The organism is Pseudomonas sp. GD03903 (assembly GCF_029840045.1).
Taxonomy (GTDB): domain Bacteria; phylum Pseudomonadota; class Gammaproteobacteria; order Pseudomonadales; family Pseudomonadaceae; genus Pseudomonas; species Pseudomonas pseudonitroreducens.
In genome coordinates this window covers 111226-134200 of record NZ_JAOCBT010000009.1, presented here as the reverse complement: position 1 = coordinate 134200, position 22975 = coordinate 111226, and the positions used below count along the sequence as shown (strand labels likewise).

Genomic DNA, 22975 nt, shown 5'->3' with positions numbered 1-22975 from the left:
CTGTCCTGCAAGGACCTTCGCGGCATGGTTGATCCGCACAGAAAAGGGGCCGCATCGCGCGGCCCCTTTGCATGGGTGAACAGGTCATTCGCGGACGTTGCGGTAGAGCATCGCCCGCGAGGTCTCGTGCATCGCCCGGGTCAGCGCGGCAAGGCGCTGGAATTCTTCCGGATGATGCCCCGCGACGTTGTCCATCGGCGTCGGCGAGTAGATGTCATGCAGGGTTGGCGCGCTGCCATCGTGCTGCATCTGCAGGAGGAAGCGCCGGGTTACGCCGCCGATGAGCGGGAAGGTGCCTTCGCGCAGCACCAGCGGCACCACGCGCTCGCCTTCCGGAGCGGGTTGCTGCAGGTCGCGGCCCATGCCGCCGTTGACATAGGGCTTGCCGAGCAGGCCGAGCACGGTGGGCAGCAGGTCCGCCAGGCCCACGGCCTCATTGAACTCGCGGGGCTTCAGCAGGCCCGGTGCGTAGATCATCAGCGGCACGTTGTTGCTCTCCAGGCCCAGCTGTTCGAAGCCTGGCGCCATATGCGGAATCTGGCTGATGCGCGTGTTGTGGTCGCCGAAGAACACGAAGATCGTATTGTCGAGGTAGCCATCGCGCTCGGCCATCTCCAGCAGCTTGCCGATGTTGAAGTCCAGCAGGCGCACCGCGTTGAACTGCTCCAGGCTGCGCGAGCCGGCGGCCTGCACCTGCTCCAGCGGCAGGTCGAGCGCGCGGAAGCCGTCGTTGTCGCGCGGGATGGTGAAGGGCCGGTGGTTGCCGGAGGTTTGCAGGTAGGCGAAGAACGGCTGCTCTCTCGGCAACTGGCGCAGGATCGCCGTGCCCTCCTTGAAGAAGTCCAGGTCGGAGATACCCCAGACGTCCACCAGCGGTGCCTTCCAGTGGCGCTCCTCGTACAGCCGCACGCCATCGATGCCGCGCTGGATCAGCGCGTTGATGTTCGCCCAGCCGGCGTTGCCGCCGATCATGTAGAACTTCTCGTAGCCGTCCAGGGCGTTGATCAGGCTGTGCTGGCGGGAGATCAGCGGGTTGCGCGTGGCGGTCTGTTCGCGGGTCACGTCCGGCACGCCGGTGATGCTGGCCCAGACGGTTTTCGCGGTGCCGGTCACCGGCACGTAGAAGTGTCGGAAGAACCAGCCCTCGCGGGCAATGCGGTCGAGGTTCGGGGTTGGCTTCAGCGGGTTGCCGTAGGCGCCGACGGCGCTCGTGCCGAGGGATTCCAGCATGACGAAGATCACGTTCGGCTGGCGTCCGCCGGCCAGCGCCGAAGCTTGCGCGGGTTGCTGGCGGCGGTAGTCGAGGGCTTGCTCGTCGGGGCTGTCGATGCCGAGGTAGCTCGCCATCAACGGGTAGTGCTTGCGCGCTTCGGCCTCGTCATAGGCGACGGGGTCGACGCGCAGCGTGTCGTAGAGGAACACCACCGGGTTCAGCCCGAGCGCGGCGATCTGCGCGTCGCCGCTGTAGAAGGCGTCGCTCCAGCGCAGCGGCACCGGGTTCTCCAGGTTGAGGTTGTCGAGCCGCCCGAGCAGGCCGAGGAACACCAGCGTGGAGACCAGCGCCGCACCGGCGGCGACCGCCCCACGCGAGATCGGCGTGCCAGGGCGCTGTAGTGTCCTGCGTTCGAGTTGCCAGAGCACGGCGAGCGTCAGCATCAGGCAGGCCAGCCAGCCAAGGCTGATCCAGATGACCGGATAGGTCTGCCAGACCATACCGGTGGAGATCTGCGCGTCCTCGATGAAGCGCAGCACGGTGGCATTGATGCGTACGCCGAGGTAGGCGTAGTGGCCGAAGTCGAGGATATGCACCAGCAGCACCAGGCCCACGGCCAGCGCCAGGTAGACGCGGGCGAAGCAGCGCACGGCGCGGCTGCGCAGCAGGTTCAGCCAGGGCAGCCAGGCCAGCAGCATCAGCGGCAGGACGATCAGCAGCGCCAGGCGCAGGTCGAAGCGCAGACCGATGCCGAGGGTGCGCAGGACGTTGTGGTTTTCTCCCAGTGTCTGCCACGGCAGCCCGGAAAAGCCCAACAGGAAGACCCCGCGCAGCAGCGCGAACAGGCAGAACAGCACGGCGGCGACACCGGTGAGGTATTGCAGGCGTCTGGAGCGAATCCAACTCATCGTTCGATCTCGGCGAAATCCGTGGGCCGTTGCGCAGTGCGCGCACCGGCGAACAGCCTGCGGGCGCGCCGCAGCAGCGCAAGGCCGGCCCGCCTGAGGCAGTAGACCCAGGCGTAGAGCGCCAGTAGCGGGTCCAGCAGGTAGTTCCAGTAGTTGCCGGAGCCGTCCCCGCGCAAGGCATACATCAGCGTCGCGACCAGCAGCATTGCTGCCCCCAGGCCATTGCCGCGCAGCAGGAAGAGCAGGGTCAGCACGGCCATCGCCGCCAGCAGCCAGGTCGGCTCGTAGCCCCAGCGGAACGGGTCCAGATAGCTCAGGCCCAGGGACGCCGGGTAGAGCGCCAGCGCCAGCGCGGCGAAGGCCGGCAGCACGTCGCGCAGGTGGCTGGCACGGATCGGTACGCTGGCCAGGTGCGCCAGGCTGAAGCCGGCCAGCAGCACCAGCAGGCTGCTGGACAGGTCGTGGGTGAAGCTGCGCACCAGGATGGCCAGCGGCATGCCATCCACGGGAAGCCAGGTCAGGGCGGCTGCCACCGCCAGTTTCAGCGCCTGCCAGTGACGTGCGGTGCCATACGGCGCGACAAGCAGGAAGAGCAACAGCGCCAGCGCAAGGTGCGCCTGCCAGAGTCCGAACGTCATGGTTTGCCCTCGACCCAGGCGTCGGTGAAGCTGACGTGCTTGATGAAGGTGTCGTTCCACGAATAGACCAGGTGGTAGGCACCGGCGGCATCGCGGGCGAAGTAGGGGTACTCGTACTCGAAGCGGCACTGGCCGGATTCGCACATGCGCTGGCTGACGCTGGCGAGGAAGTGCTGCTCCAGGGCCTGCTGTTGCCGCGCATCGACCTCGTCCCAGGTTGCGCCGATCAGCGCGCGGAAGACTTGCGGCGGCACCGGGTCGCCCCAGGGGTCGGGAGATTCGTCGATCTGCGAGACCAGCCGCCAGTTGCGCAGTTGCGCGTCGGTTTCGTAGAGCGTGAGACGGAAGCGGCCGTCCTCCAGGTCATTCATCGCCACCAGCAGGTTGCCGTTGGCGCGGCCAACGGCAGCCAGCGACGAATTGGGGTTGCTCGGCTCCACCGGTTGCGGCTCGCTCCAGGTCTGCCCGGCGTCGGTGGTGCGGCTGGCCAGCACGCGATGGTGCTGCTCGCCGGCATAGCGCAGCAGGGCAATGGCCTGCCGGCCGTCCTGCGCCACCACCGTCGGTTGCAGCGAATGCTTGCCCTTGCTGATGCGGAATTTATCCAGCACCTCGCCGTCGCGGCTGAGGTAGAGGTACTCGGCGAACTTGCCCATGAATTCGTGGTAGACCGGCAGGCCGATGGAGCCGTCGCGGTGAAACACCGGTGCGCCGCGCACCAGCGTGCTGAGATTGAGGAAGGGCGTGGTCACCAGTTGGCGTGGCGTGCTCCAGGTGCGGCCGAGGTCGTCCGAATGCATGGCATTGATCGCGCTGCCGGCCCAGCCACCGACCGAGACGGAGACGTAGAACAGCCACAGGCGGTTGTCCGGCGAGAGGGCGATGACCGGGTTGCCGAGCTTGCGGATGTGCTTGCGTACCGCCTGCTGGGTGTCGATGCGCGTGGCCAGCACGCGCTCGCTGGACCATTGCCGGGTGTCGGCATCGAATTGCGCGGCGCGAATCTGCACATCGGCAGAACCCTCGCGGGTGCCGGCGAACCACGCCGCCATCAGCGCGCCGTCGGGCAGGGCGGTCAGGGAGGCGGAGTGGACGAAATCGCGCATGTCCGAGGAGGCGAAGCGTCGGCTCAACTCGGCGGGCGCCGCGCCCCCGGCGGGTGCGCTGGCAGCGAAATCGGCCACGTCGAATGAGGGCGACTGGTACCAGGCAAAGCCGAAGACGGCGGCGACCAGCAGGCCGCCTGCGGATCTGAGGGCCAGCCTGTTCATCGTCGCAGCACCGGCTCGGCTTTCACCAGGGCGAAGGTGACGGGGTGGAAGTAGAGTTCGACACGATCGCTCTGCGGGTTGAAGGCGTAGATCTCGTAACAGTTGCCCGGTGTCACGCGGAACTTGGTGATGCGATAGCCCTGCTGCTTCATGGCCGAGCGGAAGATTGATTCCTGTTGCCAGGTGGATCGGTCCGCGCGGGTGCATTGCGCGTCGGCGAAGGCGAGGTTGGTGCTGCCCAGGGCGGCAGCGAGCGGGATGAGCTTCCACATGGGGCCTGTCCGGTAGGTCGAAGGCGCCAAGTTAGAAACCGAAATGTGAATTAAATGTTAAATATAACAAGCAGTTACACTGCTTTTGTGGTGGCCTGTGACGGGTGTTTCCGGCTGCTTTCCGGCGAGCCTAACGGCTGATTCGGCGTCGCGCCAAACCGCTTTTGATGACTTTCTGTTTCGCAGCGGGGTGTCTGGCGGGAGGAGGCGCAACGCGCGGGCCGGTCAAGCATCGTGCGCGCGCAAGGGAGCGCCGGGTGGCGCTCCCTTGCAGAGGGTCAGGCCGGTACGCCGAGGATGACGTGGGAGGCCTTGATCACCGCCGTGGCGGCGGCGCCGGGCACCAGGCCGAGCTCCTCGACGGCATCGCGGGTGACGATGGAGTAGACCTGGGTGCCGCCGGCCAGCTCGATCACCACTTCGGCGTTGACCGCGCCGTCAGTGACGCTGACGACCTTGCCCGGCAGGCAGTTGCGCGCCGACAGGCGGATGTCGCTGGCCTCGGTCATCAGCACGACCCAGGGCGCCTTGACCAGGGCGACGGCTGCGGCGCCAGCAGCCAGCTTCAGGCTGTTGACGCTTTCCACGGTGACCACTGCCACCAGGGTTTCGCCGCCGGCCAGTTCAAGCACGACTTCGCTGTTGACCGCACCGGCGCGGACTTCGCGAACCTTGCCCTGGAAGACATTGCGTGCACTGACTTTCATCGTTTCTCTCCATGTTGGATTCAGAAAAATCCTGACCACAATGTCAAGAAACGCTATGGAATTACCACCACAACGAGTGTTTCAGGCCTTCACGTAGACCCATGCCTGCAACCCCGACTGCAGCTGCGCATTGATCCGCTGGTAGTCGGACACCTCGTAGGTATCGGCCGCCAGCAGCTCCTGCGGGGTGATCTCGAACACCGTGCCGGGCACCCGGTCCGTGTCCACGCCGCTGTACTGCACGATCGGATGATGGGTCTTGCCGCTGGTGGCCAGCACGGCGGGGTCGGTGATTTCCAGCCATTCCTGGCGAAAGCCCACCAGGGCGTCGGCATGCCCGCGAAGTTCGCGGCCGAAGCTGGCCAGTTGCACGGCCTTGTCCTGCAGGGTGCCGTAGGAGAACAGCAGTACGCTATCGCTCATCGCTTGTGCTCCGTGTCAGGCCAGCAGGTCTTCGTAGAAGGCGCCATAGGCTTTGCTCGGGTGGGCGAGCTGGATCTCCAGGATCCACAGACCGCGATTGGGGTGTTCGGCGTAGTCGCCCAGATCGCCGGCGCGGTAGATGGCGTGGGGGAAGTCGCTGACGCGGTGGCCCTTGATGTCCAGGTTGAGTTTCCAGCCCATGGCCTCGGCCTGCTGGTGGGCGAAGTCATAGAGCTCGACGCCGCTGCAGCCGGTCTCGCGCCAGTGTGCCGCGACGCGCTCGAACAGCGACTTGGCTGCCGCTGCGCAGGCCACCATCTGCGGATCGTTGCCGGTGACGAAGGTGGCGCCGGCATCGCCCTCATGGCCGCGCCAGACCACACCCATGTCGATGAAGAAGATGTCGTCCGTACCGAGCACCGGGTTGCCCTCGGAGCGCTGCTTGAAGGTCTTCAGGGTGTTGGCGCCGAAACGGATCAGCAGCGGATGCCAGATACGCTCCATGCCCAGGTCGGCGAGCACCTGCTTGCCGATGGCGACGGCTTCCAGCTCGGTCATGCCGGGGCGGATCGCAGCGGCGATGGCGTCCACGGCTTCCCAGGTGCGGGCCTGGGCGTACTGCATCGATTCCAGCGCGTAATTCGCGCCGACGGCTTCCTTGGCATACACGGCGGTGTTCATGTCCCTTTCCTCTGAACGTCAGGCTAATCGGCGTATATATTTCTACATAGCGATGCCGGAATTCAATCGCCGTTTCAGCAACAGGACATGGCGCAGGCGATGAATGCTGTGGTCAGGGTGGTGATGCTCAGTCCGATCAGGAACAGGCTGTCGGCGATGCGTTCCAGGCGGTGGTTGCGCTGCAGCTTGCGGGTGCGCAGGCCGAAATAGGCGGTAAGGGTGGTCGCCAGGTAGATCACCGTGTTCACCGCGAGCATGTCCTGGCCGATCAGGTCGACGCGGTGCTGGCCGACGATGATGCGCAGGATGCCCACTACTGTCAGGCACACGCCGACCATGGCGCCGGACGCGGCGAAGATGTGCACGCAGATGTCGTCGTCCAGTTGCGCGGTGTGGCTCTTGTGGCTCATGGAGGGGTCTCCTGCGCCGGCCGCTGCGGTTCATCCGCTCGACTTGCCGGTCTCGATGTGGCTGCCATGATAGGTAGGACGCGACGCTTGCTGTACTCGCTTTCCCGGTGGCCCCAGGTGAACCGAAAAACAGCGGAAAATCAGCCAGATAGCCGTCGTCTGCCGCGGCAGGCGCGGGCGCTGGAGAAGGTCGAGCTCATATTGGAGGCGTCGCGGCGCATCCTCGAGCGCCACGGCCTGGAGGGTTTCACCACCAACCATGTGGCGGAACTGGCCGGGGTCAGCGTCGGCTCGCTCTACCAGTACTTCCCCAACAAGGAACGCATCCTCGACGAACTGGCCCGCCGCGAACTGGCAGCGTTGGCCGCCGGCATCATGGGCGCGCTCACCGGGCGCCCGCCGGAGACCCCGGGCGAACGTATCCGCGCGGTGATCCACGCGGCTGTCAGCGCCTACGGCGGACGCACCGGCGCGCACAAGGCGCTGATGCACTACCTGATGACGCGCGGCGGCGGCAGCCCGCTGCCAGCCTTGCGTGGCAGTGTCATGAGCCACCTGGTGACCCACGGCCTGGTCGACCATCACCAGCAGTTGCGCAAGCTCGACGAGGCCGAGGTCTTCGTTCTCGCCCATGCCGTGGGTGGCGTGCTGCGCGCGCTGCTGGAAGACCCCGGCGCCCTGGCTCCGGGGCGGCGCGAGAGCATCGAGGAGGCGCTGGTGCAACTGGTGCTGGCGTACTACCGGTTATCCGCGACGCCGACCGGCTGATTCACGGCGCGCTCAGTCGCCGTCGGCCGGGTAGTCGAAGCAGGCGAACGCCTGGCCACCGTACGTGTCCTGCTGCCGTTGGCAAGCGTTGCTCTGTGCTTCGCAGGCGGCAACGGACCTGGCGTCGGCGGCCGGCACCACGATGCGCACACTGGGCAGGCCCTGTTCGTAACCATGGGCGATGAGCAGCTCGCCAACACGTGCCAGCAGGTCGGGGTCCTGGCAGCTCTCGGCCAGGTTGGCGCAGGCGTGGCCAACGTCGCGGACCCGGCTGGCATCGGGTTCCAGCACGAGGCTGGCGATGCCTGAGCGATCCTGCTCGCCGTCCTTGAACACGTCATAGAAGATCACCGGTGCACCGGTCGGTTTGAACACCTTCACGTCCCTGGGTTGCAGGCTGAAGCCCTCGCCATAGAGGACTTGCGCCTCGGCGAAGGCTTCGCCGGGCTGGACGGCGCGCAGATCTTTACCATTGACGACGGTCATGTCGAGTTGCTCCGGTAAGCGTGGCCCCCACTCAGCCTAGCTCCGTCACCGTCGGCACTCATCATTCATTTGAAGGAAACGCTGCGCTACAGCCACCAGCGCAGCAGGTAGAAGGCGCCCATGCTGAGGATCACGCTGAGCAGCACGTTGCGCGTCCACAGCACCAGCGCCACGGCCACCACGCCGCCGAGCAGGTAGGGATTGTCCAGGCGCAGGTTCAGCTGGTGCTCGGGAAGGAACACGATGGGCCCGCAGATCGCAGTGAGCATTCCCGGTACGGCGAAGCCGAGGAATTGCCGCACGTTGCTGCTCAGGCGGATCGGCAGGCGTGGTTCGAGGAATACGTAGCGGTTGAAGAAGACGATCAGGCCCATGCCCAGGATCACTGCCCAGACCATCATGCGCGTACTCCCGAGAGTTTCTGCCAGAGGAAGCCGGCGAACATGCCCGCCAGGCCGGAGAGCACCAGGGCCGAGCCCAGTTGCCAATAGCTGAAGAGCACCGAGCAGAACAGCGAGACGGCGACGCAGACCACGGTGGGCACGTTCTTCACCACGGGGGTGATCAGGGCGATGAAGGTCGCGGCGATGGAGAAGTCCAGGCCCAGGTGCTCAAGACCCGGAATGCTGGTGCCCACCAGCACGCCGGCGAGGGTGAAGAGGTTCCAGGCGATATAGAACGTCAGGCCCACGCCCAGGGCATACCAGCGATTGAAGGTCTCGCGGTCGTGGCCGCTGGTGAGGGCGAACAACTCGTCGGTGAGCAGGAAACCCAGCCCCGCGCGCCAGCGTCCCGGCAGCGGAGCAATCACCGGGCGCATGGTCATCCCGTAGAGCAGGTGCTGCGAGGTCAGCAGCAGGGTGGTAATCATGATCGAGAAGAACCCGGCGCCGCCCTTGAGCATGCCGATGGCCACCAGTTGCGCGGCGCCGGCGAAGACAATCGCGGACAGGCCCTGGCCGTGCAGCGGCGAGAGGCCGGCGTCGATCGCCAGGGAACCGGCGAGCAGGCCCCAGGGCAGGACCGCGAGTGACAGCGGCATGATGTCGATGGCGCCCCTGAGGAAGGCGCGTGAAGGCAACTGGTGTTGGGACATGAACATTTCTTGCAGACCGATAAGTGCCGTCAGCGTGGCAGAGAACGGCACCGCCTGGCTTGAACAATCTTGCTGTCGTTGTCGTCGCGGGTGGCCCTGCTGGGCATCTCATGCCGGCGGATTTGCCAGGAACGCCAGCAGGGTGGCTTCCTCGGCGCTGAGGTTCTGGCGCTTGCGCGCCTTGCGCAGGCCGGCCAGTTCGCCGGCAAGGAAGGCCTCGATCACCCGCGGATGCACGTAGCACTTGCGGCAGATCGCCGGGGTATTGCCCAGTTCGTCGGCTACCTGCTGGATGATCTCCTTGAGCTGGCGGCTGGCGCTCTTCTCATCCACCCAGCGGGCCTTGCGGCAGTGTTCCAGGGCCAGGGTGGTGCCGGCCCAGGTACGGTAGTCCTTGGCGGTGAACTCTTCGCCGGCGTGCTGGCGCAGGTAGGCATTGATGTCGCGGGAGTCGATCATGTGGCGTTGGCAATCAGCGTCCAGGTACTGGAAGAGTTGCTGGCCCGGCAGCTCCAGGCAGCGCCGGAGGATTCGCGCCAGGCGCGGATGCTCGATGTCCACGCTGTGGCGGATGCCGCTCTTGCCGCGAAAGGCGAAGCGGATTCGCCCGCCCTGGACCTCGACGTGACGGTTGTTCAGGGTGGTGAGGCCGAAGGAGCGGTTCTCCTTGCGGTAGCGCTGGTTGCCGATGCGGATCAGCGTGCGGTCGAGCAGTTCGACCACGGTCGCCATGACCTTCTCGGCGCCCAGCCCCGGCAATGCCAGGTCCCGCTCGATGCGCCGGCGCAGGTTCGGCAGGCTCTGCCCGAAGCGCAGCAGGCGCTCGTACTTGGCGCCATCGCGCACCTCGGTCCAGCGCGGGTGGTAGCGGTACTGCTTGCGCCCACGCCCGTCGCGCCCGGTGGCCTGCAGGTGGCCCAGCGGGTCGATGCAGATCCACACATCGATGTACGCCGGCGGAATCGCCAGGCGGTCGATGCGTTCGATCTCCGCTTCCACGCGGATGCGCTCGCCGCCCGGATCGAAGTAGGCGAAGCGCCCGCGCAGGCGGCGCCGGCTTATCCCCGGCAGGCTGTCGTCGACGTAGTGCAGGTCAGGCGGTAGCTCCAGCAACTCCGGCGGTGTGCTCATGACGGCTCCTCGCAGGCTCTCCCGTCAATGGATCGCACAAGGGCCCTGAGAGTGCCGTTTTTTTCATCCGCGACGCCGCCTGCGCCTCAGGGGCGAGAGTCTTCGGTGGCCAGCTGGGCCGGCGAGACCAGGCGCGGATCGGCGTCGCCAAACAGGGTGCGCAGGTAGTCTTCCTGGCTTTGCAGGCCCCGGCGCACGAGCCACGCCCGGCCGCCGGGCAGCGCGCGCAGCAGGCCGTGGAAGAGCAGGCGTGGCGGCGCGCTCAGCAGCGGGTACCAGGGCAGGCTGCCACTGGGCAGGCCCAGCGCCCGGCGGCCGTGGGCGTCGATGAAGGTGGCGGCGATACTCAGGTGGATGGCGCGGTTCAGGCGCCCGCGCAGCCAGGTGAAGTTGGCGTAGTGACGTTGCAGCGGCTCGTCCACCAGCGCCGAGCCGAGGATGCGGCTGCTGTCATCGGGCGGCGCCTGGGACAGCAGGTTGTGGTAAAGGGCGCGGATCGCGTCGTTTTCGCTGGCGCATAACCAGCGCTCCTCGACACCCATCAGCCAGGCGATATAGCGCCAGAGGTGGACGATGGCTTCGCGCTCGCGCCGGCTCAGGGCGATGCCGAGCATGCGCTGGCCGATCAGGAAGATCGCCGAGAAGGCCAGGTAGGTCGCCTGCATGTCGCCCTGGTTCACCGGCAGGCCGTAATGGCCGGAGTCCCACTCCGCGCGCCGGGATACCTGCCGGCGCACCAGGGCATGCACCAGGCGCACGTGCAGGGTGCTGCGATAACCCGCTGCGCCGCGCGCCATGCCGCCGGGACGAGTGCAGTCGATCCACCACTTGGTGGTTTCGGCAATACGTCGCTGCGGGCCTTTCTCCAGTGCGCCGGTCAGCACCAGGGTGCGATTGATCGCGGACGCCTGGTAGCCCGCCAGGAGGCCGAGATCGCGCAGCACGCGCATGCCGGTCAGCCCGGACAGGCCGCAGGCACGGGCTCCTTCCTCCAGGCGCTGGGGATCGACCCAGGCGGGCAGCGCATCGACCTGGGCAAAGAAATCCCGCAGCGCCCGGGGCGCCTCGGGAAGGGCGCCAATACCTTGCTGCAACGCCTGTTCGTACAGGCGCATGGTGCTGCCGAGGCCGGCTTCGTCCATCCATTCGACCAGCGCATCCATGGGCCCATCGCCCACCGTGAGGGACTCGCCGATGGCCTGCCAGGTCGCGGCATCCGGCTCGCTCGGGCCCTTGAGGAAGCGCCTGACCGGCGCGGCAGTGCGCCGGGCGCGCTGCAGGTCGGCGCCGTGGCGAGTGGGCAGGATGGTTGCGCTCATCGATTCATACCTTGGTTTGGTTGCCGGGCGGATTGCTCGAATTACGCTATTGCGAGTATTTGCTCGCATTCAACTCGCGTCCGGCTCGCACCAGGAGAGAGGCATGAGGAAACAACCCAAGCAGCAGCGCGCCAGCGAGATGGTGGCGGTGCTGGTCGAGGCAGCGGCGCTGGAAATCGGCGAGCACGGCCTCGACGGCCTGACCACCAACCACGTTGCGCGGCGCGCCGGGGTCAGCGTCGGCTCGCTTTACCAGTACTTCGCCAACAAGGAGATGCTCGTTGAGGCATTGCTGATGCAGCGTGCCGGCACCCTGATGAAAGTGGTGCACGAGCGCGTGGCGCCGTTACTGGGCGCGGACATCGGCAGTGTGACCCGTGCGGTGCTGGAGGGGATCTTCCAGCAGGTGGAAGGCGATGCGGCGCAGCGCGAGCTGCTGCGGCACTGGCACCGGCTCAACTCCGCGCCGGTGTTCCGCGCCCTGGAGCAGCAGATGATGGAGGTATGCCGGCAATACCTGATGCGCCACTTCGACGACTACCGCATCGACAACCTGCCGGCGGTGCTCTTCGTGGCGATCAATTCCGTGCAGTACACCAGCGCGCGCTACCTGAGCGAGGGGCAGCCGCTGCTCGGGCGCGAGGAAGTGATCGAGACGCTGGCGCGAATGGTCGAAGCCCTTTGCCTGCCGCGCACCGTGCGGCATCCGTAGGGACCACTGGCTTCTCCCGGCGAGCCTGTGCCAGCGCAACCCCCTCACCCCAGCCCTCTCCCAGGGGAGAGGGCGCCGTTCGGTGGAGGCGGAGGCCTTGGTATCAGCCGGCGCGATCTGCCCCTCTCCCAGGGGGATAGGGGTCGTTCGGTGCGGGCGGAGGTCGTGGTAGCAGCCGGCACGACCTGACCCTTTCCCTGATGGATAGGCACAGCAAGCGCAAGGAGTGACGGGCAGGGGCCGTGCGTAAAAAAGCCCCGGAAGGCTTGCGCCAACCGGGGCCTTGTTCAACACATCAGGCCACGACCGGGATCATCGGGTCGGCGGCGGCCAGCGCGGTGGCGCGGTCGGCGGCCGGCGGGTAGATCCACACGGTGTTGATTTCGGTCTTGATCTTCTTGCCTTCCTCGCGCTGGAAGCGCACCTGGCGATCCCAGCCTTCGGTGAACAGCGCGCCCCAGGCGCCCAGATCCAGGCAGGTCACGTACTTGGGCTGGCTGTAGGGAATGGGTGCCACACCCAGCAGGTCGGCGGCGGCGTTGTTGCCGGCCGAGCGGCCGAGGGCGATGGCGTGCTGGCAGGTCATCAGCGCGTAGTTGCCGGCATCGTCTACGGCGGCGTAGGCGACGTCGCCGGTGGCGAACACGGCGTCCTGGCCGATCACCTGGAGATTGCGGTCGACGTGCAGGCGGCCCTGGCGGTCGCGCTCGCCGGCAACCTGTTCGGTCAGCGAGCTGGCGCGCACGCCGGCAGTCCAGATCACCGTCTTCGCCTCGATGCGCTCGCCGCTGGAGAGGGTCACGCCGTTCTCGTCGATGGATTCCACCGAGGCCTTCAGGCGCCATTCCAGGCCCAGTTCGGTCGAGGCTTCGGCCACCACGGACTGAGAAGTGACGCCCAGGGCGCCACCGATCTCGCTGCCGCGGTCGACCACGATGACCCGCACCTTGGCGTCTGCGCCCAGCACTTCACGCAGGCGCGCCGGCATTTCAGCGGCGGTCTCGATGCCGGTGAAGCCGCCGCCTGCGACGATCACGGTATTGCGCGCTGCGGATTCCGGCAGCTGGTGCAGCGAGCGGATGTGCTGCTCCAGACGTACGGCCTGGTCGATGTCGTCCACGTCAAAGGCGTGCTCGATACCCGGCAGGGCAGGACGGGCGACCTTGCTGCCGCTGGCGAGGATCAGGCGGTCAAAGCCCAGGGTAGCGATGTCGCCACCGGCATTGCGGTAATCCAGCTGGCGGCCGTCGACGTCGATCTGCTCGACGCTGCCCTGGATGAAGGTCACGCCCACGGCGCCGAACAGTTCGCCCAGCGGTGCCGCCATCTGGTGCACGTTCGGCTCGTAGAAGCGCGGGCGGATGCGCAGTTCGGCCTGGGGCGCGAGCACCGCGACTTCGACGTCGCCGCGCTGGTGCAGGTCGAGCAGACGCGTGGCGCTCAGGGCGCTCCACATACCCGCGAAACCGGTACCGACGATCAGGATGCGTTGTTTCATGGTGTCTCCGACGAAAAGGATGAATCCAGGTTGCAGGGTTCCCGAGTGCCTGATATCGGAGCGGTTCGCTTCCCGGCTCGCCTCGGATAACTACGACTATATTGGTCGTAGTTGAGTGGTGCAACCGATTTCTGCTTGAAACTCCGACCGTTCGTCACAGTTGAGGCGGACAAACGGTGCTGCTTCTGTTTATGTGCAGAACATTGGGAAACCCTAGGGGCCGCGCCTGGCGGGTGACAGCTCGTCCGAATGCATGCTTAAGTGCTTGCCGGACGCCCGGTGTGGCATGAGAATAATGCGACTGATCTAGTCGGAGTTTGTGATGGCTTTATACAGCGCAGGGGTGGAGTACGGCATTCACTGCCTGCTCTTCCTGACGGACGAAAAGGGCGACAGCCGTGACTCCAGCGTACGCGCGCTGGCGGAGTTGCAGGGGGTGCCCCAGGAGCTGCTCGCCAAGGTCTTCACCAAGCTGGCCAAGGCCGGCCTGGTGGCGGCTACCGAAGGCGTGCGCGGCGGTTTCCGCCTGGCGCGGCCGGCGGACGAAATCACCGTGCTGGATATCGTCAAGGCCATCGACGGCGACAAGCAGATCTTCGAGTGCCGCGATATCCGTGGTCGCTGCGCGGTGTTCGAGGGTTCGCCGCCAGAGTGGGCGACCTGCGGCACCTGCTCGATCCACGCGGTCATGCTCACCGCACAGAAGCGCATGGAAGAAGCCCTGGCCCAGCACACCGTGCTCGACCTCGCGCGCCGCGTCGGGCGCAAGGCCCCGCCGGAGTTCGGCGAAGCGCTGCTGCGCTGGATGGACGCCCAGCGCGACGGCACCAGCGCCGCCAACTAGCGTCGTCTCAGCGTGCTTCACCGCCGCGCGGCTTGTAGAAAACGAATTCATCGGTCTCGGCGGTGCGGATGTACTCCTTGGCCCAGCTCGGCGATACGTGGCGGTCATGGAAGTACATGGCGCCGCGAGTGCGGTCGCTGAGCTGCTTGTTCAGCGCCTTGCGGGCGATTTCCTTGGCGATGTCGTAACGGTTCTTCTCTTCCACCTGGTCGGGGCGCCCGTCGCACCACCAGGAAAACTGGCAATGCTTCTGCTCCTGGCCCTGCTTGACCACACCGCACACGGTGTCGGGGAAGCCGCTGTGGCCGATACGGTTGAGCACCACGTTGGCCACCGCCTCCATATCGGCGCGGCCGCCACCCTTGGCTTCCCAGTAGATGGTCCGCGACAGGCAGACCACGGCGTCGTCCAGCGGCGCCTTGCCGGCGGGGTCGACGGCTTTCACTTCGGCCTTGGTGATGGGGGCTGCGGTGGTTACCGCGGTAGCGGGGTGGGCGACCTGTTGTTCCAGGACTTCGCCCTTGGACACGGCGGCCTGGGCTTTCTCATCGGTGGATGTGCCCAGTTCGGCGGCGATGGAAGAGGGTGCCCAGAGCGCGAGCAATAACAGCGGAAGCAAATGAAGGCGGCACATGATCGAATCTACCTGCGCGACAAAACCAGTCCGGCCGTTGCGCAGGGCCCTTCCGGTACCCGCGCGACGGCGCCCTTGAGGCTGCTCCCTGGGAAAAGAAAGCGAAGCGACGGCGCCTGGTCGTTGTGACTGTCCTGCACGAGCCCGGATTCAATATTTCAGCCGGACGGTATTACCTGCATCCCGCGGGTGACGGGGCCTGGGGCAGATAGCGCTGGAAGAACTCGGCCACCGCCTGGAGCACCGCAGGTTGCTGTTCGCGGTGCGGAACATGGCCGCAATCGGCCAGCAGCCTGAGCATCGTCGGTACTCCAGGAATCGAGGTGAAACGCTGCGGATGCGCGGCTGAGCCGTACTCGTCCTGCTCACCGTGCAAACTGAGGATCGGGCACTTCACCTGCGCCAGTTCGGCGTCCAGGTTCCAGTCGCTGAAGTCATCGGAGAGCCAGGTGTCGACCCAGGCGCGCAGCACCCAGAAGGCCTTGTCGCCGTGGTACTTCTGCAGGCGCTGCAACTGCCCCTCGCGGGCGAACTCCTGTTCTGCGGCGCGGATGCCGTCGCGGGTACGGTGCTCGACGAAGGCCTGGGCCGACTCGCTGATCAGCGCCGCGCAGGCCTGCGGATGCTGTGCCACGCAGGCCACGGCCATGGCGCCGCCGACGCTGTGGCCGAACACTACGCAGCGCTCGAAGCCGAAGTGCTGCTGCAGCAGAGGGAAGACCGTGCGCGCCTCCTCGTCGATGAAGTCCAGGGGCAGGGCGCCAGGATACTGATCGGAACGGCCGAAGCCGAGGCGGTCGTAGGCGATCACCTGGCGGCCGGTCGCGCGCGCGAGCTGTTGCGGGAAGTCGCGCCACAGGGTCACACAGCCCAGCGAATCATGCAGCAGCAGGATCGGCTCGCCGGTGTTCTCGGCGGGTGTCCAGTCCTGGGCGAAGAGCTGGCCTTTCTCGCTGCTGATCCAGTGCTCGCGGGTGACGGTGGTGGACGACATGCAGTGTTCCTGATCGGGGCAGGGGCGCATGGTAGGGCTCGGGTCCGGTCAATGCCAAGCATTGGCGGGGCACTAAGGAAACCTTAAGGCTGCTCGGCGATGATGATGACTCGCGGCCGGGGCTGTCCCGGGCAGTGCTCACACCGGGCCCGGTCGCTTTTTTTGAATCAACAGAGGAGTCCTGCCTTGGACACTTGCCCTGGTCGATTGCGACAGGTCTGAACAGCGAGCCGTCCGGCAGAACCCTGCCACTGTCTCGCTGCGTTGCGGACAGTGGCGAGACGCATCCCGTCGCGGGATGACGTCTCACCATTCCCCTGCGGGGCCAACCGGCCCTTCGCACCCGCGCAATCCACCACCCGAATGCGCGCCGGCATCGCCCGGCGCATGGAGCGGCTTCGCGCCGCAAACGAGGTGGAGCATGGATTGGAAAATCTTCCTGCTGCGGGTCGCCGCGGCACTCATCCTGGGCGCCCTGATCGGCGCCGAACGCCAGCTGCGCCAGCGCCTCACCGGTCTGCGCACCAATGCGCTGGTGAGCACCGGCGCGTGCCTGTTCGTGCTGATGACCCAGGCCATGCCGGGGCTCTCGGCGGACGCCCCGCGCATCGCCGCTTATGTGGTGTCCGGCATCGGCTTTCTCGGCGGTGGAGTGATCATGCGCGATGGCCTGAACGTGCGTGGCCTGAACACCGCTGCCACGCTGTGGTGCACTGCTGCCATCGGCGTGCTGTGCAGCATGGGGTTGCTGCTGGAGGCCACGCTGGGCAGCGTGGTGGTGCTCTGCGCCAACATCCTGCTGCGCGACATCGCCCAGCGCCTGAACCATCAGGACGTGCTGCCGGCCAGCGAGGCGGAGCAGCGCTATGGCGTCGCCATCATCTGCCGCGCCGAAGACGAGATACAGGTACGCAGCCTGATGCTGCATAGCCTGGACAGCAGCGAACTGCGCCTGCAGTCGCTGCACAGCGAGGATCAGCCCAACCCGGCGAAACTGGAAGTGCGCGCCGAGCTGCTCGGCGGCCACGGCGCCGCCAGCCAGCTGGAACGGATGGTCAGCCGCATCAGCCTGGAGAAGGGCGTCAGCTCGGTGCGCTGGCAGCTGTTCGAGCTGGCCAGCGATTGAGTATGCGAGCACCCATGGCTTTTCGTAGGGCCGGGGGGGACGCCTAGTCCTTTTTCGCGAACAGGCTGAACTCCGCTACCAAGGCGGTTCGCGAGCAAGCTCGCTCCTACAAATGCAGGCTTTATCCCGTGCGTAGGAGAGGGCTCGCTCCTACAGGAGCCGCGCCACGCGGTACCGGAACGTCGATCGTAGGATGGGTGGAGCGGAGCGATACCCATGCTGCTAGTGCAACTCTGGCTGAATTCCGTTGCCAAGGCGGTTCGCGAGCAAGCTCGCTCCTACAAATGCAGGCTTTATCCCGTGCCTAGGAGAGGGCGCGCTCCTACAGGAGCCGCGCTACGCGGTACCGGAATGTCGATCGTAGGATGGGTGGAGCGGAGCGATACCCATGCTGTTGGTGCAACTCTGGCTGAACTCCGCTGCCAAGGCGGTTCGCGAGCAAGCTCGCTCCTACAAATGCAGGCTTTCTCCCGTGCGTAGGAGAGGGCTCGCTCCTACAGGAGCCGCGCCACGCGGTACCGGAACGTCGATCGTAGGATGGGTGGAGCGGAGCGATACCCATGCTGCTGGTGCAACGCATTGATGGGTATCGCTTCGCTCCCAGCCATCCTGCAAAGGCCGGGGCTCAACTCTCGCGGGCGGCACGGCAACCGCAGCGCGGTGCCGGTGCGCGGGCTTCCTCGGCCACCACGCCGCGCCACCAGCGTTCAGCGCTATGTGGCGCTTCGATAGCGATGCGCTCGCCCATCATCGGCGTGGTGACGCTGAGCCCACGCTCGCCGGCGATTTCCAGTACCCGTTCGAAGGGTTCGTACCAGGCGTGCATGGCCAGGTCGAAGGTGCCGTTGTGGATCGGTAGCAGCCAGCGGCCGTTGAGGTCCTGGTGTGCCTGTACGGTCTGTTGCGGGTGCATGTGCACGTACGGCCAGTGTTCGTTGTAGGCGCCGGTTTCCATCAGCGTCAGGTCGAAGTGGCCGAAGCGCCGGCCGATTTCGGCGAAGCCGTCGAAGTAGCCGGTGTCGCCGCTGAAGAAGATGCGCAGGCTGTCGTCCTCGATCACCCAGGAGCACCACAGGGTGCGATTGCCGTCGCGTACACCACGGCCGGAGAAATGCTGCGCCGGGGTGGCGGTCAGGCACAGGCCGTCCACCGTGGTGCTCTGCCACCAGTCCAGTTGGCGGATCTTTTCCGCCGGCACGCCCCAGTCGAGCAGGCGGTCACCGACGCCCAGCGGAGTGAGGAAGACCTGCGTGCGTTCGGCGAGCACAGCGATGGTGGCGCGGTCGAGGTGGTCGTAATGATCGTGGGACAGGATCACGCCACGAATCGGCGGCAGGTCGCGCAGGGCGATCGGCGGTGCGTGAAAACGCTTGGGCCCGGCGAAGCTGAAGGGCGAGGCGCGTTCGGAAAACACCGGGTCGGTCAGCCACCAGCCGCCGCGCAGCTTGAGCAGCAGGGTGGAGTGGCCGAGGCGATACAGGCTGCGGTCAGGCGCTGCGTCCAGCTCGTCCGGCGTCAGCGCGCGCACGGGCACCGGCGCGCGCGGCACGGTGTTCTTCGGCTTGTTGAAGAGCACATCCCAGAGCACTCTCGCGCTGGGCTCGGGCATGTCGGCCGGGCGCGGGGTGAGGTTGTGGAAGCGGCCTCCGCGCGATTGCGCGGAGTGGTCGTAGTCGCCGATGGGCGCGCGTTGCAGTGGGAGGCGGGGCAAGGCACTGATCCTCTGGTGGCGGAGTCTGTCAGGACACCACGCTACAGGCTCGGCCGCCAGGGATCATTACCGGCATTTTGATTCAGAACATCACCGGCATCGATACAAGCCGCGCGCCTCGGGGGATGCCCTGCAGGAGCGAGCTCGCGAACCCCTTGACGCCGGAGCCGCCGGGGGAAACATCGCGGACGGAGCCCGCTTCCACGCGAACGCAAGCGTTGGGGCTGACCTGCAGGAGCGAGCTCGCTCGCGAACCCCTTGACGCCGGGGCTGCTGGGGGAAACATCGCGGACGGAGCCCGCTTCCACGCGAACGCAAGCGTTGGGGCTGACCTGCAGGAGCGAGCTCGCTCGCGAACCCCTCGGCGCCGGGGCTGCTGGGGGAAACATCGCGGACGGAGCCCGCTTCCACGCGAACGCAGGCGTTGGGGCTGACCTGTTGTAGGAGCGAGCTCGCTCGCGAACCCCTTGACGCCGGAGCCGCCGGGGAGACATCGCGGACGGAGCCCGCTTCCACGCGAACGCAGGCGTTGGGGCTGACCTGCAGGAGCGAGCTTGCTCGCGAACCGCTTGGTGCCGGAGCTGCCGGGAGGCATCGCGGACAAGGTTGGTTCCTACAGCAAGCGCATCAATCGAGCTTCGAGAGAATCTCCCAGGCCAGCTTCACCCGCACCTCGTTGGGGTAGTTGCGGTTGGCGAGGATAACGATGCCGCGCTGCTTCGCCGGGACGAAGGCGACGTAGGCGCCGAAGCCGCCGGTGGCGCCAGTCTTGTTCACCCAGACGTCCTGCTGCGGTGGTAGCGGCTTGCGCAGAGCCTTCACCGGCTGGCTCTCCAGCACCATCGACGGACCGTTGTATTGCTGCAGCTCGGCGAGCTTGGGCGGGTAGACGTACTGTTCCCAGATCAGGTCCTGGGTCATCGGGCCAACCTGGTAGTAGCCGGTTCGCGTGGCATCCACCGCGGCCCGCAGCTTGTCGCCGAGCTTCACCTCGCCCAGTTGAATCTGCACGAAGCGCAGCAGGTCGCGGCTGCTGGATTTCACCCCGTAGGCCTCGTCGGCGATCTGGTCGGGGTTCACCCGCACGGGCGCATCATCCTTGTCGTAGCCCTGGGCGTAGATGGCCTGGCGCGTTACCGGCACGTCGATGTGGGTATTGCTCAGGCCCAGCGGGGCGAAGACGTTGCGTTGCATGGCGGTCTTGAACGGCACGTCGAGGGCGCGGGCGGTGGCGATGCCGAGCAGGCCGACACTGGGGTTGGCGTAGGTGCGCTGGGTATCGGCCGGGTACTGCGGCTGCCAGGTCTTGTAATAGTCGGTGAGCTGGGCGGGCGTCTTCACCTCGTCGGGCAGCTGCAGCGGGAAGCCGCCGCTGACGTGGGTGGCGAGCTGGAGCAGCGTCACCTTGTCCAGCGCACTGCCGCGTAGCTCCTTCAGGTAACGCGTCGGGCTGTCCTGCAGCTTAAGCTTGCCGCTGGCCTGGGCGAAGCCGGCGAGGGTGGCGGTGAAGGTCTTGCTCACCGAGCCGATCTCAAACAGCGTGTCGCTGCTCACCGGCTGCCTGCTCTGCTTCGAGGCCACGCCGAAGTTGTAGAAACGCTGCTCGCCGTGGTTGGTGACGCCGATGGCGAGGCCGGCGATGTTCTGTTCGCGCATGACCTGCTGGGCGAGCTTGTTCACCTTTGCGTCGAAGTCCGGCGGGGCCGCCTGGGCGAAGGTGGTGACGAGAAACGGGAGCAGGGCAAGGGCGAGCGGTGCGTTCCGGTGCATGACGACTTCCAGGGCAGTGCAAAAGGCTGACCCTAGCACCGTCGTCGCGTTCGCTCCAGCCGGAGGCGGGGCATTGCACCCCGCCCGGCGAACGTCAACGGATGTTGTTGATGCTGCCCTTGTTGCCGGTGACCTTGACGTCGACCTTCTTGAAGATGAAGTAATCCTGCACGTTCACTTCGTAGCGCGGCGCGACGATCAGGTCGGAACCCGAGCTCTTCACGGCCTTGTACGCGGCAGCGGCCTTGACCGAGGACACCGGATCGAAGGCCGCCAGGCTCATGCCCGAACCGCTTTCGGCGCCGTAGGTCACGCCGTCGGCGTACTGGCTGTCGCCGCCGAACTTGATGAAGCCGAACAGGATGTTGACCTGGGACTGGCCGCTGATCGGGCCACCGACGGCAACGTCTGCCTTCAGGTCGGTCTTGACGGCGCCGGCGATAGGGGCGATCGGCTGGCTGACGTTGTAGCTGGTGCAGCCGGTGGCGAGGGCGGCGACCGAGACGAGTGCAGCGGCGCTCAGGAACTTCTTCATGCTTACTCCTTGTATGCAAATGCCCCTTTTTGCATTGGATTGGGGGCGGCGGCACTGTAGGGGCGCGGTGAGGGGGGCTGAATCAGACGAATCTCAAAGGTGGATGTGCGCGGTTGACGCAGCGACGCGTCTACGACGGGTGTTCCAGCGCCATCGACCGGCAGCGCTACGCCGCGCCGGCGCCGGGTGGTAGGATGCGCGCCCCATGCGAATCTCCGACCTCGACCAACGCCTTGCCGACCTCGGCGCACTGCCCCTGCACCGCGCCCGGATGTTGCGCGCCTGGCTGCAGGGCAGGGCGCTGGATGCCGGCACCAAGCGCCAGGCCAGCGAGGACTTCCTGCCGCTGAGCGTGCGCAACGGCGTGGCGCAGATCGCCGCTGAGCTGGATGCCCTGGCGACCGTCCAGTCGCGCCATCCGGCTGGTGACAACTCCGAGCGCCTGCTGGTCCGCCTGGCCGATGGGCAGATGGTGGAGAGCGTGTTGTTGCCGCGCGGCGGTGTCTGTGTGTCCACCCAGGTCGGTTGCGCCGTGGGCTGCCGCTTCTGCATGACCGGCAAGAGCGGCCTGCTGCGCCAGCTTTCCACCACCGAGATCGTCGCCCAACTGGTACTCGCGCGGCGCGTGCGGCCGGTGAAGAAGGTGGTGTTCATGGGCATGGGCGAGCCCGCGCACAACCTCGACAACGTGCTCGAGGCCATCGACCGTCTCGCTACTGACGGCGGCATCGGTCACAAGAACCTGGTGTTCTCCACCGTCGGCGATCCACGCGTCTTCGAGCGCCTGCCGCAGCAGCGAATCAAGCCGGCGCTGGCGCTGTCGCTGCATACCAGTAACGCCGAGCTGCGCGAACATCTGTTGCCGCGCGCGCCGAAGCTGACGCCTGAGGAGTTGGTGGAGCAGGGCGAGGCCTACGCGCGCGCCACGGACTACCCGATCCAGTACCAGTGGACGCTGCTCAGGGGCATCAACGACAGCCAGGAAGAACTCGACGGCATCCTGCGGCTGCTCAAGGGCAAGTTCGGCGTGCTCAACCTGATCCCCTTCAATGCGCTGGAAGGCGATCAGTACCAGCGCCCAGATGGCGAGCGTATCCTCGAGATGGTCCGCTACCTGCACAGCCGTGGCGTACTGACCAAGGTGCGCAACAGCGCCGGGCAGGACGTCGAGGGCGGCTGCGGCCAGTTGCGGGCGCGGGCGACCGGGCTGATCGCCACGACCCGCCGGCGAATCATTCCCGCCGACTAGCGCTGTCCTCCTGCCGCTCGCGAGCCGGATAGGCTTCACCCTGGTCCCAGCGGGACTGCCAGTGCGCCAGGTACTGGCGCGCCACTTCCGGGGCATTGCGCAGCACCAGCACATTTTCCGAGTTGACGGTCTCAGCCGACACGGCAAAGTTGAACGAGCCGGTTTCCACGGTGTGCTCATCGACGATGAAAGTCTTGTCGTGGTGCAGGTGATAGCGGTCGTTGGTGCGCAATTCGACGCCCTGGCGGGTTACCAGGTCCATGGCCGCCCGGCTGACAGCGCCAAGGTTGCGCTGCTTGTCGACCACCACCTGCACGCGCACGCCGCGCCTGCTGGCATCGACCAGCGCCTGGGCGATGTCCGGCGCCTGGAAGGCGTAGGCGAGCATGTGGATGCTGTGCTTCGCGCTGCCGATGGTCTGCAGGACCAGCGCTCGCGCCGAGCCCTCTGGGGAAAACCCCACCTCGACCTGAGGGGCGGCCTGGGACAGCGCGGGAATGGCGAGGAGCAGCAACAGGAGGCGGAATGTCGGCATGGTTCTGGTTCGACCGAATGCTGGGGCGTCAGGCAATCCTAGTC

General features: G+C 66.5%; 25 protein-coding genes. 5 read left to right on the top strand and 20 right to left on the bottom strand.

The window, feature by feature from the left end; genetic code table 11:
* Positions 1–84: 84 nt before the first annotated feature.
* The 8 genes from N5C91_RS16375 to N5C91_RS16340 all read right to left on the bottom strand — a co-directional run bounded on the left by N5C91_RS16375 (position 85) and on the right by N5C91_RS16340 (position 6523).
* Positions 85–2121: an LTA synthase family protein gene (locus N5C91_RS16375; RefSeq protein WP_279830532.1), complete on the bottom strand. Its 2037-nt coding sequence runs from the start codon at positions 2119–2121 to the stop codon at positions 85–87.
* Positions 2118–2759 (bottom strand): hypothetical protein, encoded by a 642-nt coding sequence (locus tag N5C91_RS16370; protein ID WP_236201973.1) that lies wholly within the window; start codon positions 2757–2759, stop codon positions 2118–2120. The genes N5C91_RS16375 and N5C91_RS16370 overlap by 4 nt, the downstream gene beginning before the upstream one ends.
* Positions 2756–4030 (bottom strand): exo-alpha-sialidase, encoded by a 1275-nt coding sequence (locus N5C91_RS16365; protein WP_279830531.1) that lies wholly within the window; start codon positions 4028–4030, stop codon positions 2756–2758. The genes N5C91_RS16370 and N5C91_RS16365 overlap by 4 nt, the downstream gene beginning before the upstream one ends.
* The gene (locus N5C91_RS16360; protein WP_236175124.1) at positions 4027–4302 is read right to left on the bottom strand and encodes a PepSY domain-containing protein; all 276 of its coding nucleotides are present in this window, start codon (positions 4300–4302) and stop codon (positions 4027–4029) included. Before N5C91_RS16360 ends, N5C91_RS16365 begins: the two co-directional genes overlap by 4 nt.
* Positions 4303–4580: 278 nt before the next feature.
* Positions 4581–5009 carry a TOBE domain-containing protein gene (locus N5C91_RS16355; protein ID WP_236175125.1) on the bottom strand — a complete coding sequence of 143 codons (429 nt, stop codon included), beginning with the start codon at positions 5007–5009 and terminating at the stop codon, positions 4581–4583.
* Between the two features lie 81 nt (positions 5010–5090).
* Positions 5091–5432: a gamma-glutamylcyclotransferase family protein gene (locus tag N5C91_RS16350; RefSeq protein ID WP_236175126.1), complete on the bottom strand. Its 342-nt coding sequence runs from the start codon at positions 5430–5432 to the stop codon at positions 5091–5093.
* A 15-nt stretch (positions 5433–5447) separates the two neighbouring features.
* Positions 5448–6113 carry a M24 family metallopeptidase gene (locus N5C91_RS16345; RefSeq protein ID WP_279830527.1) on the bottom strand — a complete coding sequence of 222 codons (666 nt, stop codon included), beginning with the start codon at positions 6111–6113 and terminating at the stop codon, positions 5448–5450.
* A 74-nt stretch (positions 6114–6187) separates the two neighbouring features.
* Positions 6188–6523: a hypothetical protein gene (locus N5C91_RS16340; RefSeq protein WP_236201976.1), complete on the bottom strand. Its 336-nt coding sequence runs from the start codon at positions 6521–6523 to the stop codon at positions 6188–6190.
* 117 nt (positions 6524–6640) lie between these two features.
* Between N5C91_RS16340 and N5C91_RS16335 the strand changes: the two genes are divergently transcribed.
* Complete coding sequence (locus N5C91_RS16335) at positions 6641–7291, top strand: TetR/AcrR family transcriptional regulator (RefSeq protein WP_236201977.1); 651 nt, start codon at positions 6641–6643, stop codon at positions 7289–7291.
* Between the two features lie 12 nt (positions 7292–7303).
* On the opposite strand, the gene N5C91_RS16330 is transcribed toward N5C91_RS16335, so the two are convergent.
* The 5 genes from N5C91_RS16330 to N5C91_RS16310 all read right to left on the bottom strand — a co-directional run bounded on the left by N5C91_RS16330 (position 7304) and on the right by N5C91_RS16310 (position 11323).
* Positions 7304–7777 (bottom strand): hypothetical protein, encoded by a 474-nt coding sequence (locus N5C91_RS16330; RefSeq protein ID WP_279830524.1) that lies wholly within the window; start codon positions 7775–7777, stop codon positions 7304–7306.
* A gap of 86 nt (positions 7778–7863) precedes the next feature.
* Positions 7864–8178 carry an AzlD domain-containing protein gene (locus tag N5C91_RS16325; RefSeq protein WP_236175131.1) on the bottom strand — a complete coding sequence of 105 codons (315 nt, stop codon included), beginning with the start codon at positions 8176–8178 and terminating at the stop codon, positions 7864–7866.
* Complete coding sequence (locus N5C91_RS16320) at positions 8175–8873, bottom strand: AzlC family ABC transporter permease (protein WP_279830523.1); 699 nt, start codon at positions 8871–8873, stop codon at positions 8175–8177. The genes N5C91_RS16325 and N5C91_RS16320 overlap by 4 nt, the downstream gene beginning before the upstream one ends.
* Positions 8874–8981: 108 nt before the next feature.
* A complete protein-coding gene (locus tag N5C91_RS16315) occupies positions 8982–10004 on the bottom strand; it encodes a DNA topoisomerase IB (protein ID WP_279830522.1) in 1023 nt (340 codons plus the stop codon).
* Between the two features lie 86 nt (positions 10005–10090).
* Positions 10091–11323, bottom strand: coding sequence for an oxygenase MpaB family protein (locus N5C91_RS16310; RefSeq protein WP_279830521.1), 1233 nt, complete (start codon positions 11321–11323; stop codon positions 10091–10093).
* Positions 11324–11426: 103 nt separating this feature from the next.
* Here N5C91_RS16310 and N5C91_RS16305 point away from each other — a divergent pair, with 103 nt between their 5' ends.
* Positions 11427–12035 (top strand): TetR/AcrR family transcriptional regulator, encoded by a 609-nt coding sequence (locus N5C91_RS16305; protein WP_236175135.1) that lies wholly within the window; start codon positions 11427–11429, stop codon positions 12033–12035.
* A gap of 295 nt (positions 12036–12330) precedes the next feature.
* On the opposite strand, the gene N5C91_RS16300 is transcribed toward N5C91_RS16305, so the two are convergent.
* The gene (locus tag N5C91_RS16300) at positions 12331–13533 is read right to left on the bottom strand and encodes an NAD(P)/FAD-dependent oxidoreductase (RefSeq protein WP_236201982.1); all 1203 of its coding nucleotides are present in this window, start codon (positions 13531–13533) and stop codon (positions 12331–12333) included.
* A gap of 322 nt (positions 13534–13855) precedes the next feature.
* On the opposite strand from N5C91_RS16300, the gene N5C91_RS16295 reads away from it, so the two are divergent.
* Entirely contained in the window at positions 13856–14377 is a 522-nt protein-coding gene (locus N5C91_RS16295; RefSeq protein ID WP_279830519.1) for an Rrf2 family transcriptional regulator, read from the top strand.
* A 7-nt stretch (positions 14378–14384) separates the two neighbouring features.
* Here N5C91_RS16295 and N5C91_RS16290 read toward each other — a convergent pair whose 3' ends face one another.
* Together N5C91_RS16290 and N5C91_RS16285 are read right to left on the bottom strand one after the other, a co-directional pair.
* Positions 14385–15011: a cell wall hydrolase gene (locus tag N5C91_RS16290; protein WP_279830518.1), complete on the bottom strand. Its 627-nt coding sequence runs from the start codon at positions 15009–15011 to the stop codon at positions 14385–14387.
* A 172-nt stretch (positions 15012–15183) separates the two neighbouring features.
* Positions 15184–16005, bottom strand: a complete 822-nt coding sequence (locus N5C91_RS16285; protein ID WP_279830517.1) for an alpha/beta hydrolase — start codon at positions 16003–16005, stop codon at positions 15184–15186.
* 421 nt (positions 16006–16426) lie between these two features.
* On the opposite strand from N5C91_RS16285, the gene N5C91_RS16280 reads away from it, so the two are divergent.
* Complete coding sequence (locus N5C91_RS16280; RefSeq protein ID WP_236175140.1) at positions 16427–17131, top strand: MgtC/SapB family protein; 705 nt, start codon at positions 16427–16429, stop codon at positions 17129–17131.
* A 625-nt stretch (positions 17132–17756) separates the two neighbouring features.
* Here N5C91_RS16280 and N5C91_RS16275 read toward each other — a convergent pair.
* From N5C91_RS16275 to N5C91_RS16265, 3 genes are all read right to left on the bottom strand, one after another.
* Entirely contained in the window at positions 17757–18842 is a 1086-nt protein-coding gene (locus N5C91_RS16275; RefSeq protein ID WP_279830515.1) for an MBL fold metallo-hydrolase, read from the bottom strand.
* A gap of 627 nt (positions 18843–19469) precedes the next feature.
* Entirely contained in the window at positions 19470–20612 is a 1143-nt protein-coding gene (ampC, locus tag N5C91_RS16270) for a class C beta-lactamase (RefSeq protein WP_279830513.1), read from the bottom strand.
* A 94-nt stretch (positions 20613–20706) separates the two neighbouring features.
* Entirely contained in the window at positions 20707–21147 is a 441-nt protein-coding gene (locus N5C91_RS16265; RefSeq protein WP_024763830.1) for a hypothetical protein, read from the bottom strand.
* Between the two features lie 205 nt (positions 21148–21352).
* Here N5C91_RS16265 and N5C91_RS16260 point away from each other — a divergent pair, with 205 nt between their 5' ends.
* The gene (locus N5C91_RS16260; RefSeq protein ID WP_279830509.1) at positions 21353–22396 is read left to right on the top strand and encodes an RNA methyltransferase; all 1044 of its coding nucleotides are present in this window, start codon (positions 21353–21355) and stop codon (positions 22394–22396) included.
* Here N5C91_RS16260 and N5C91_RS16255 read toward each other — a convergent pair.
* Entirely contained in the window at positions 22380–22931 is a 552-nt protein-coding gene (locus N5C91_RS16255; RefSeq protein WP_279830508.1) for a phospholipase D family protein, read from the bottom strand. The genes N5C91_RS16260 and N5C91_RS16255 overlap by 17 nt on opposite strands.
* Positions 22932–22975: the final 44 nt, after the last annotated feature.

What these genes read in the sequence shown, in the direction of transcription:
- N5C91_RS16320 (WP_279830523.1), bottom strand. Translation starts at nt 8,873, where the DNA reads ATGTCCCAACACCAGTTGCCTTCACGCGCCTTCCTCAGGGGCGCCATC.
- N5C91_RS16305 (WP_236175135.1), top strand. Translation starts at nt 11,427, where the DNA reads ATGAGGAAACAACCCAAGCAGCAGCGCGCCAGCGAGATGGTGGCGGTG.
- N5C91_RS16350 (WP_236175126.1), bottom strand. Translation starts at nt 5,432, where the DNA reads ATGAGCGATAGCGTACTGCTGTTCTCCTACGGCACCCTGCAGGACAAG.
- N5C91_RS16285 (WP_279830517.1), bottom strand. Translation starts at nt 16,005, where the DNA reads ATGTCGTCCACCACCGTCACCCGCGAGCACTGGATCAGCAGCGAGAAA.
- N5C91_RS16355 (WP_236175125.1), bottom strand. Translation starts at nt 5,009, where the DNA reads ATGAAAGTCAGTGCACGCAATGTCTTCCAGGGCAAGGTTCGCGAAGTC.
- N5C91_RS16340 (WP_236201976.1), bottom strand. Translation starts at nt 6,523, where the DNA reads ATGAGCCACAAGAGCCACACCGCGCAACTGGACGACGACATCTGCGTG.
- ampC (WP_279830513.1), bottom strand. Translation starts at nt 20,612, where the DNA reads ATGCACCGGAACGCACCGCTCGCCCTTGCCCTGCTCCCGTTTCTCGTC.
- N5C91_RS16300 (WP_236201982.1), bottom strand. Translation starts at nt 13,533, where the DNA reads ATGAAACAACGCATCCTGATCGTCGGTACCGGTTTCGCGGGTATGTGG.
- N5C91_RS16260 (WP_279830509.1), top strand. Translation starts at nt 21,353, where the DNA reads ATGCGAATCTCCGACCTCGACCAACGCCTTGCCGACCTCGGCGCACTG.
- N5C91_RS16325 (WP_236175131.1), bottom strand. Translation starts at nt 8,178, where the DNA reads ATGATGGTCTGGGCAGTGATCCTGGGCATGGGCCTGATCGTCTTCTTC.
- N5C91_RS16290 (WP_279830518.1), bottom strand. Translation starts at nt 15,011, where the DNA reads ATGTGCCGCCTTCATTTGCTTCCGCTGTTATTGCTCGCGCTCTGGGCA.
- N5C91_RS16330 (WP_279830524.1), bottom strand. Translation starts at nt 7,777, where the DNA reads ATGACCGTCGTCAATGGTAAAGATCTGCGCGCCGTCCAGCCCGGCGAA.
- N5C91_RS16360 (WP_236175124.1), bottom strand. Translation starts at nt 4,302, where the DNA reads ATGTGGAAGCTCATCCCGCTCGCTGCCGCCCTGGGCAGCACCAACCTC.
- N5C91_RS16265 (WP_024763830.1), bottom strand. Translation starts at nt 21,147, where the DNA reads ATGAAGAAGTTCCTGAGCGCCGCTGCACTCGTCTCGGTCGCCGCCCTC.
- N5C91_RS16295 (WP_279830519.1), top strand. Translation starts at nt 13,856, where the DNA reads ATGGCTTTATACAGCGCAGGGGTGGAGTACGGCATTCACTGCCTGCTC.
- N5C91_RS16375 (WP_279830532.1), bottom strand. Translation starts at nt 2,121, where the DNA reads ATGAGTTGGATTCGCTCCAGACGCCTGCAATACCTCACCGGTGTCGCC.
- N5C91_RS16345 (WP_279830527.1), bottom strand. Translation starts at nt 6,113, where the DNA reads ATGAACACCGCCGTGTATGCCAAGGAAGCCGTCGGCGCGAATTACGCG.
- N5C91_RS16315 (WP_279830522.1), bottom strand. Translation starts at nt 10,004, where the DNA reads ATGAGCACACCGCCGGAGTTGCTGGAGCTACCGCCTGACCTGCACTAC.
- N5C91_RS16370 (WP_236201973.1), bottom strand. Translation starts at nt 2,759, where the DNA reads ATGACGTTCGGACTCTGGCAGGCGCACCTTGCGCTGGCGCTGTTGCTC.
- N5C91_RS16255 (WP_279830508.1), bottom strand. Translation starts at nt 22,931, where the DNA reads ATGCCGACATTCCGCCTCCTGTTGCTGCTCCTCGCCATTCCCGCGCTG.
- N5C91_RS16365 (WP_279830531.1), bottom strand. Translation starts at nt 4,030, where the DNA reads ATGAACAGGCTGGCCCTCAGATCCGCAGGCGGCCTGCTGGTCGCCGCC.
- N5C91_RS16280 (WP_236175140.1), top strand. Translation starts at nt 16,427, where the DNA reads ATGGATTGGAAAATCTTCCTGCTGCGGGTCGCCGCGGCACTCATCCTG.
- N5C91_RS16310 (WP_279830521.1), bottom strand. Translation starts at nt 11,323, where the DNA reads ATGAGCGCAACCATCCTGCCCACTCGCCACGGCGCCGACCTGCAGCGC.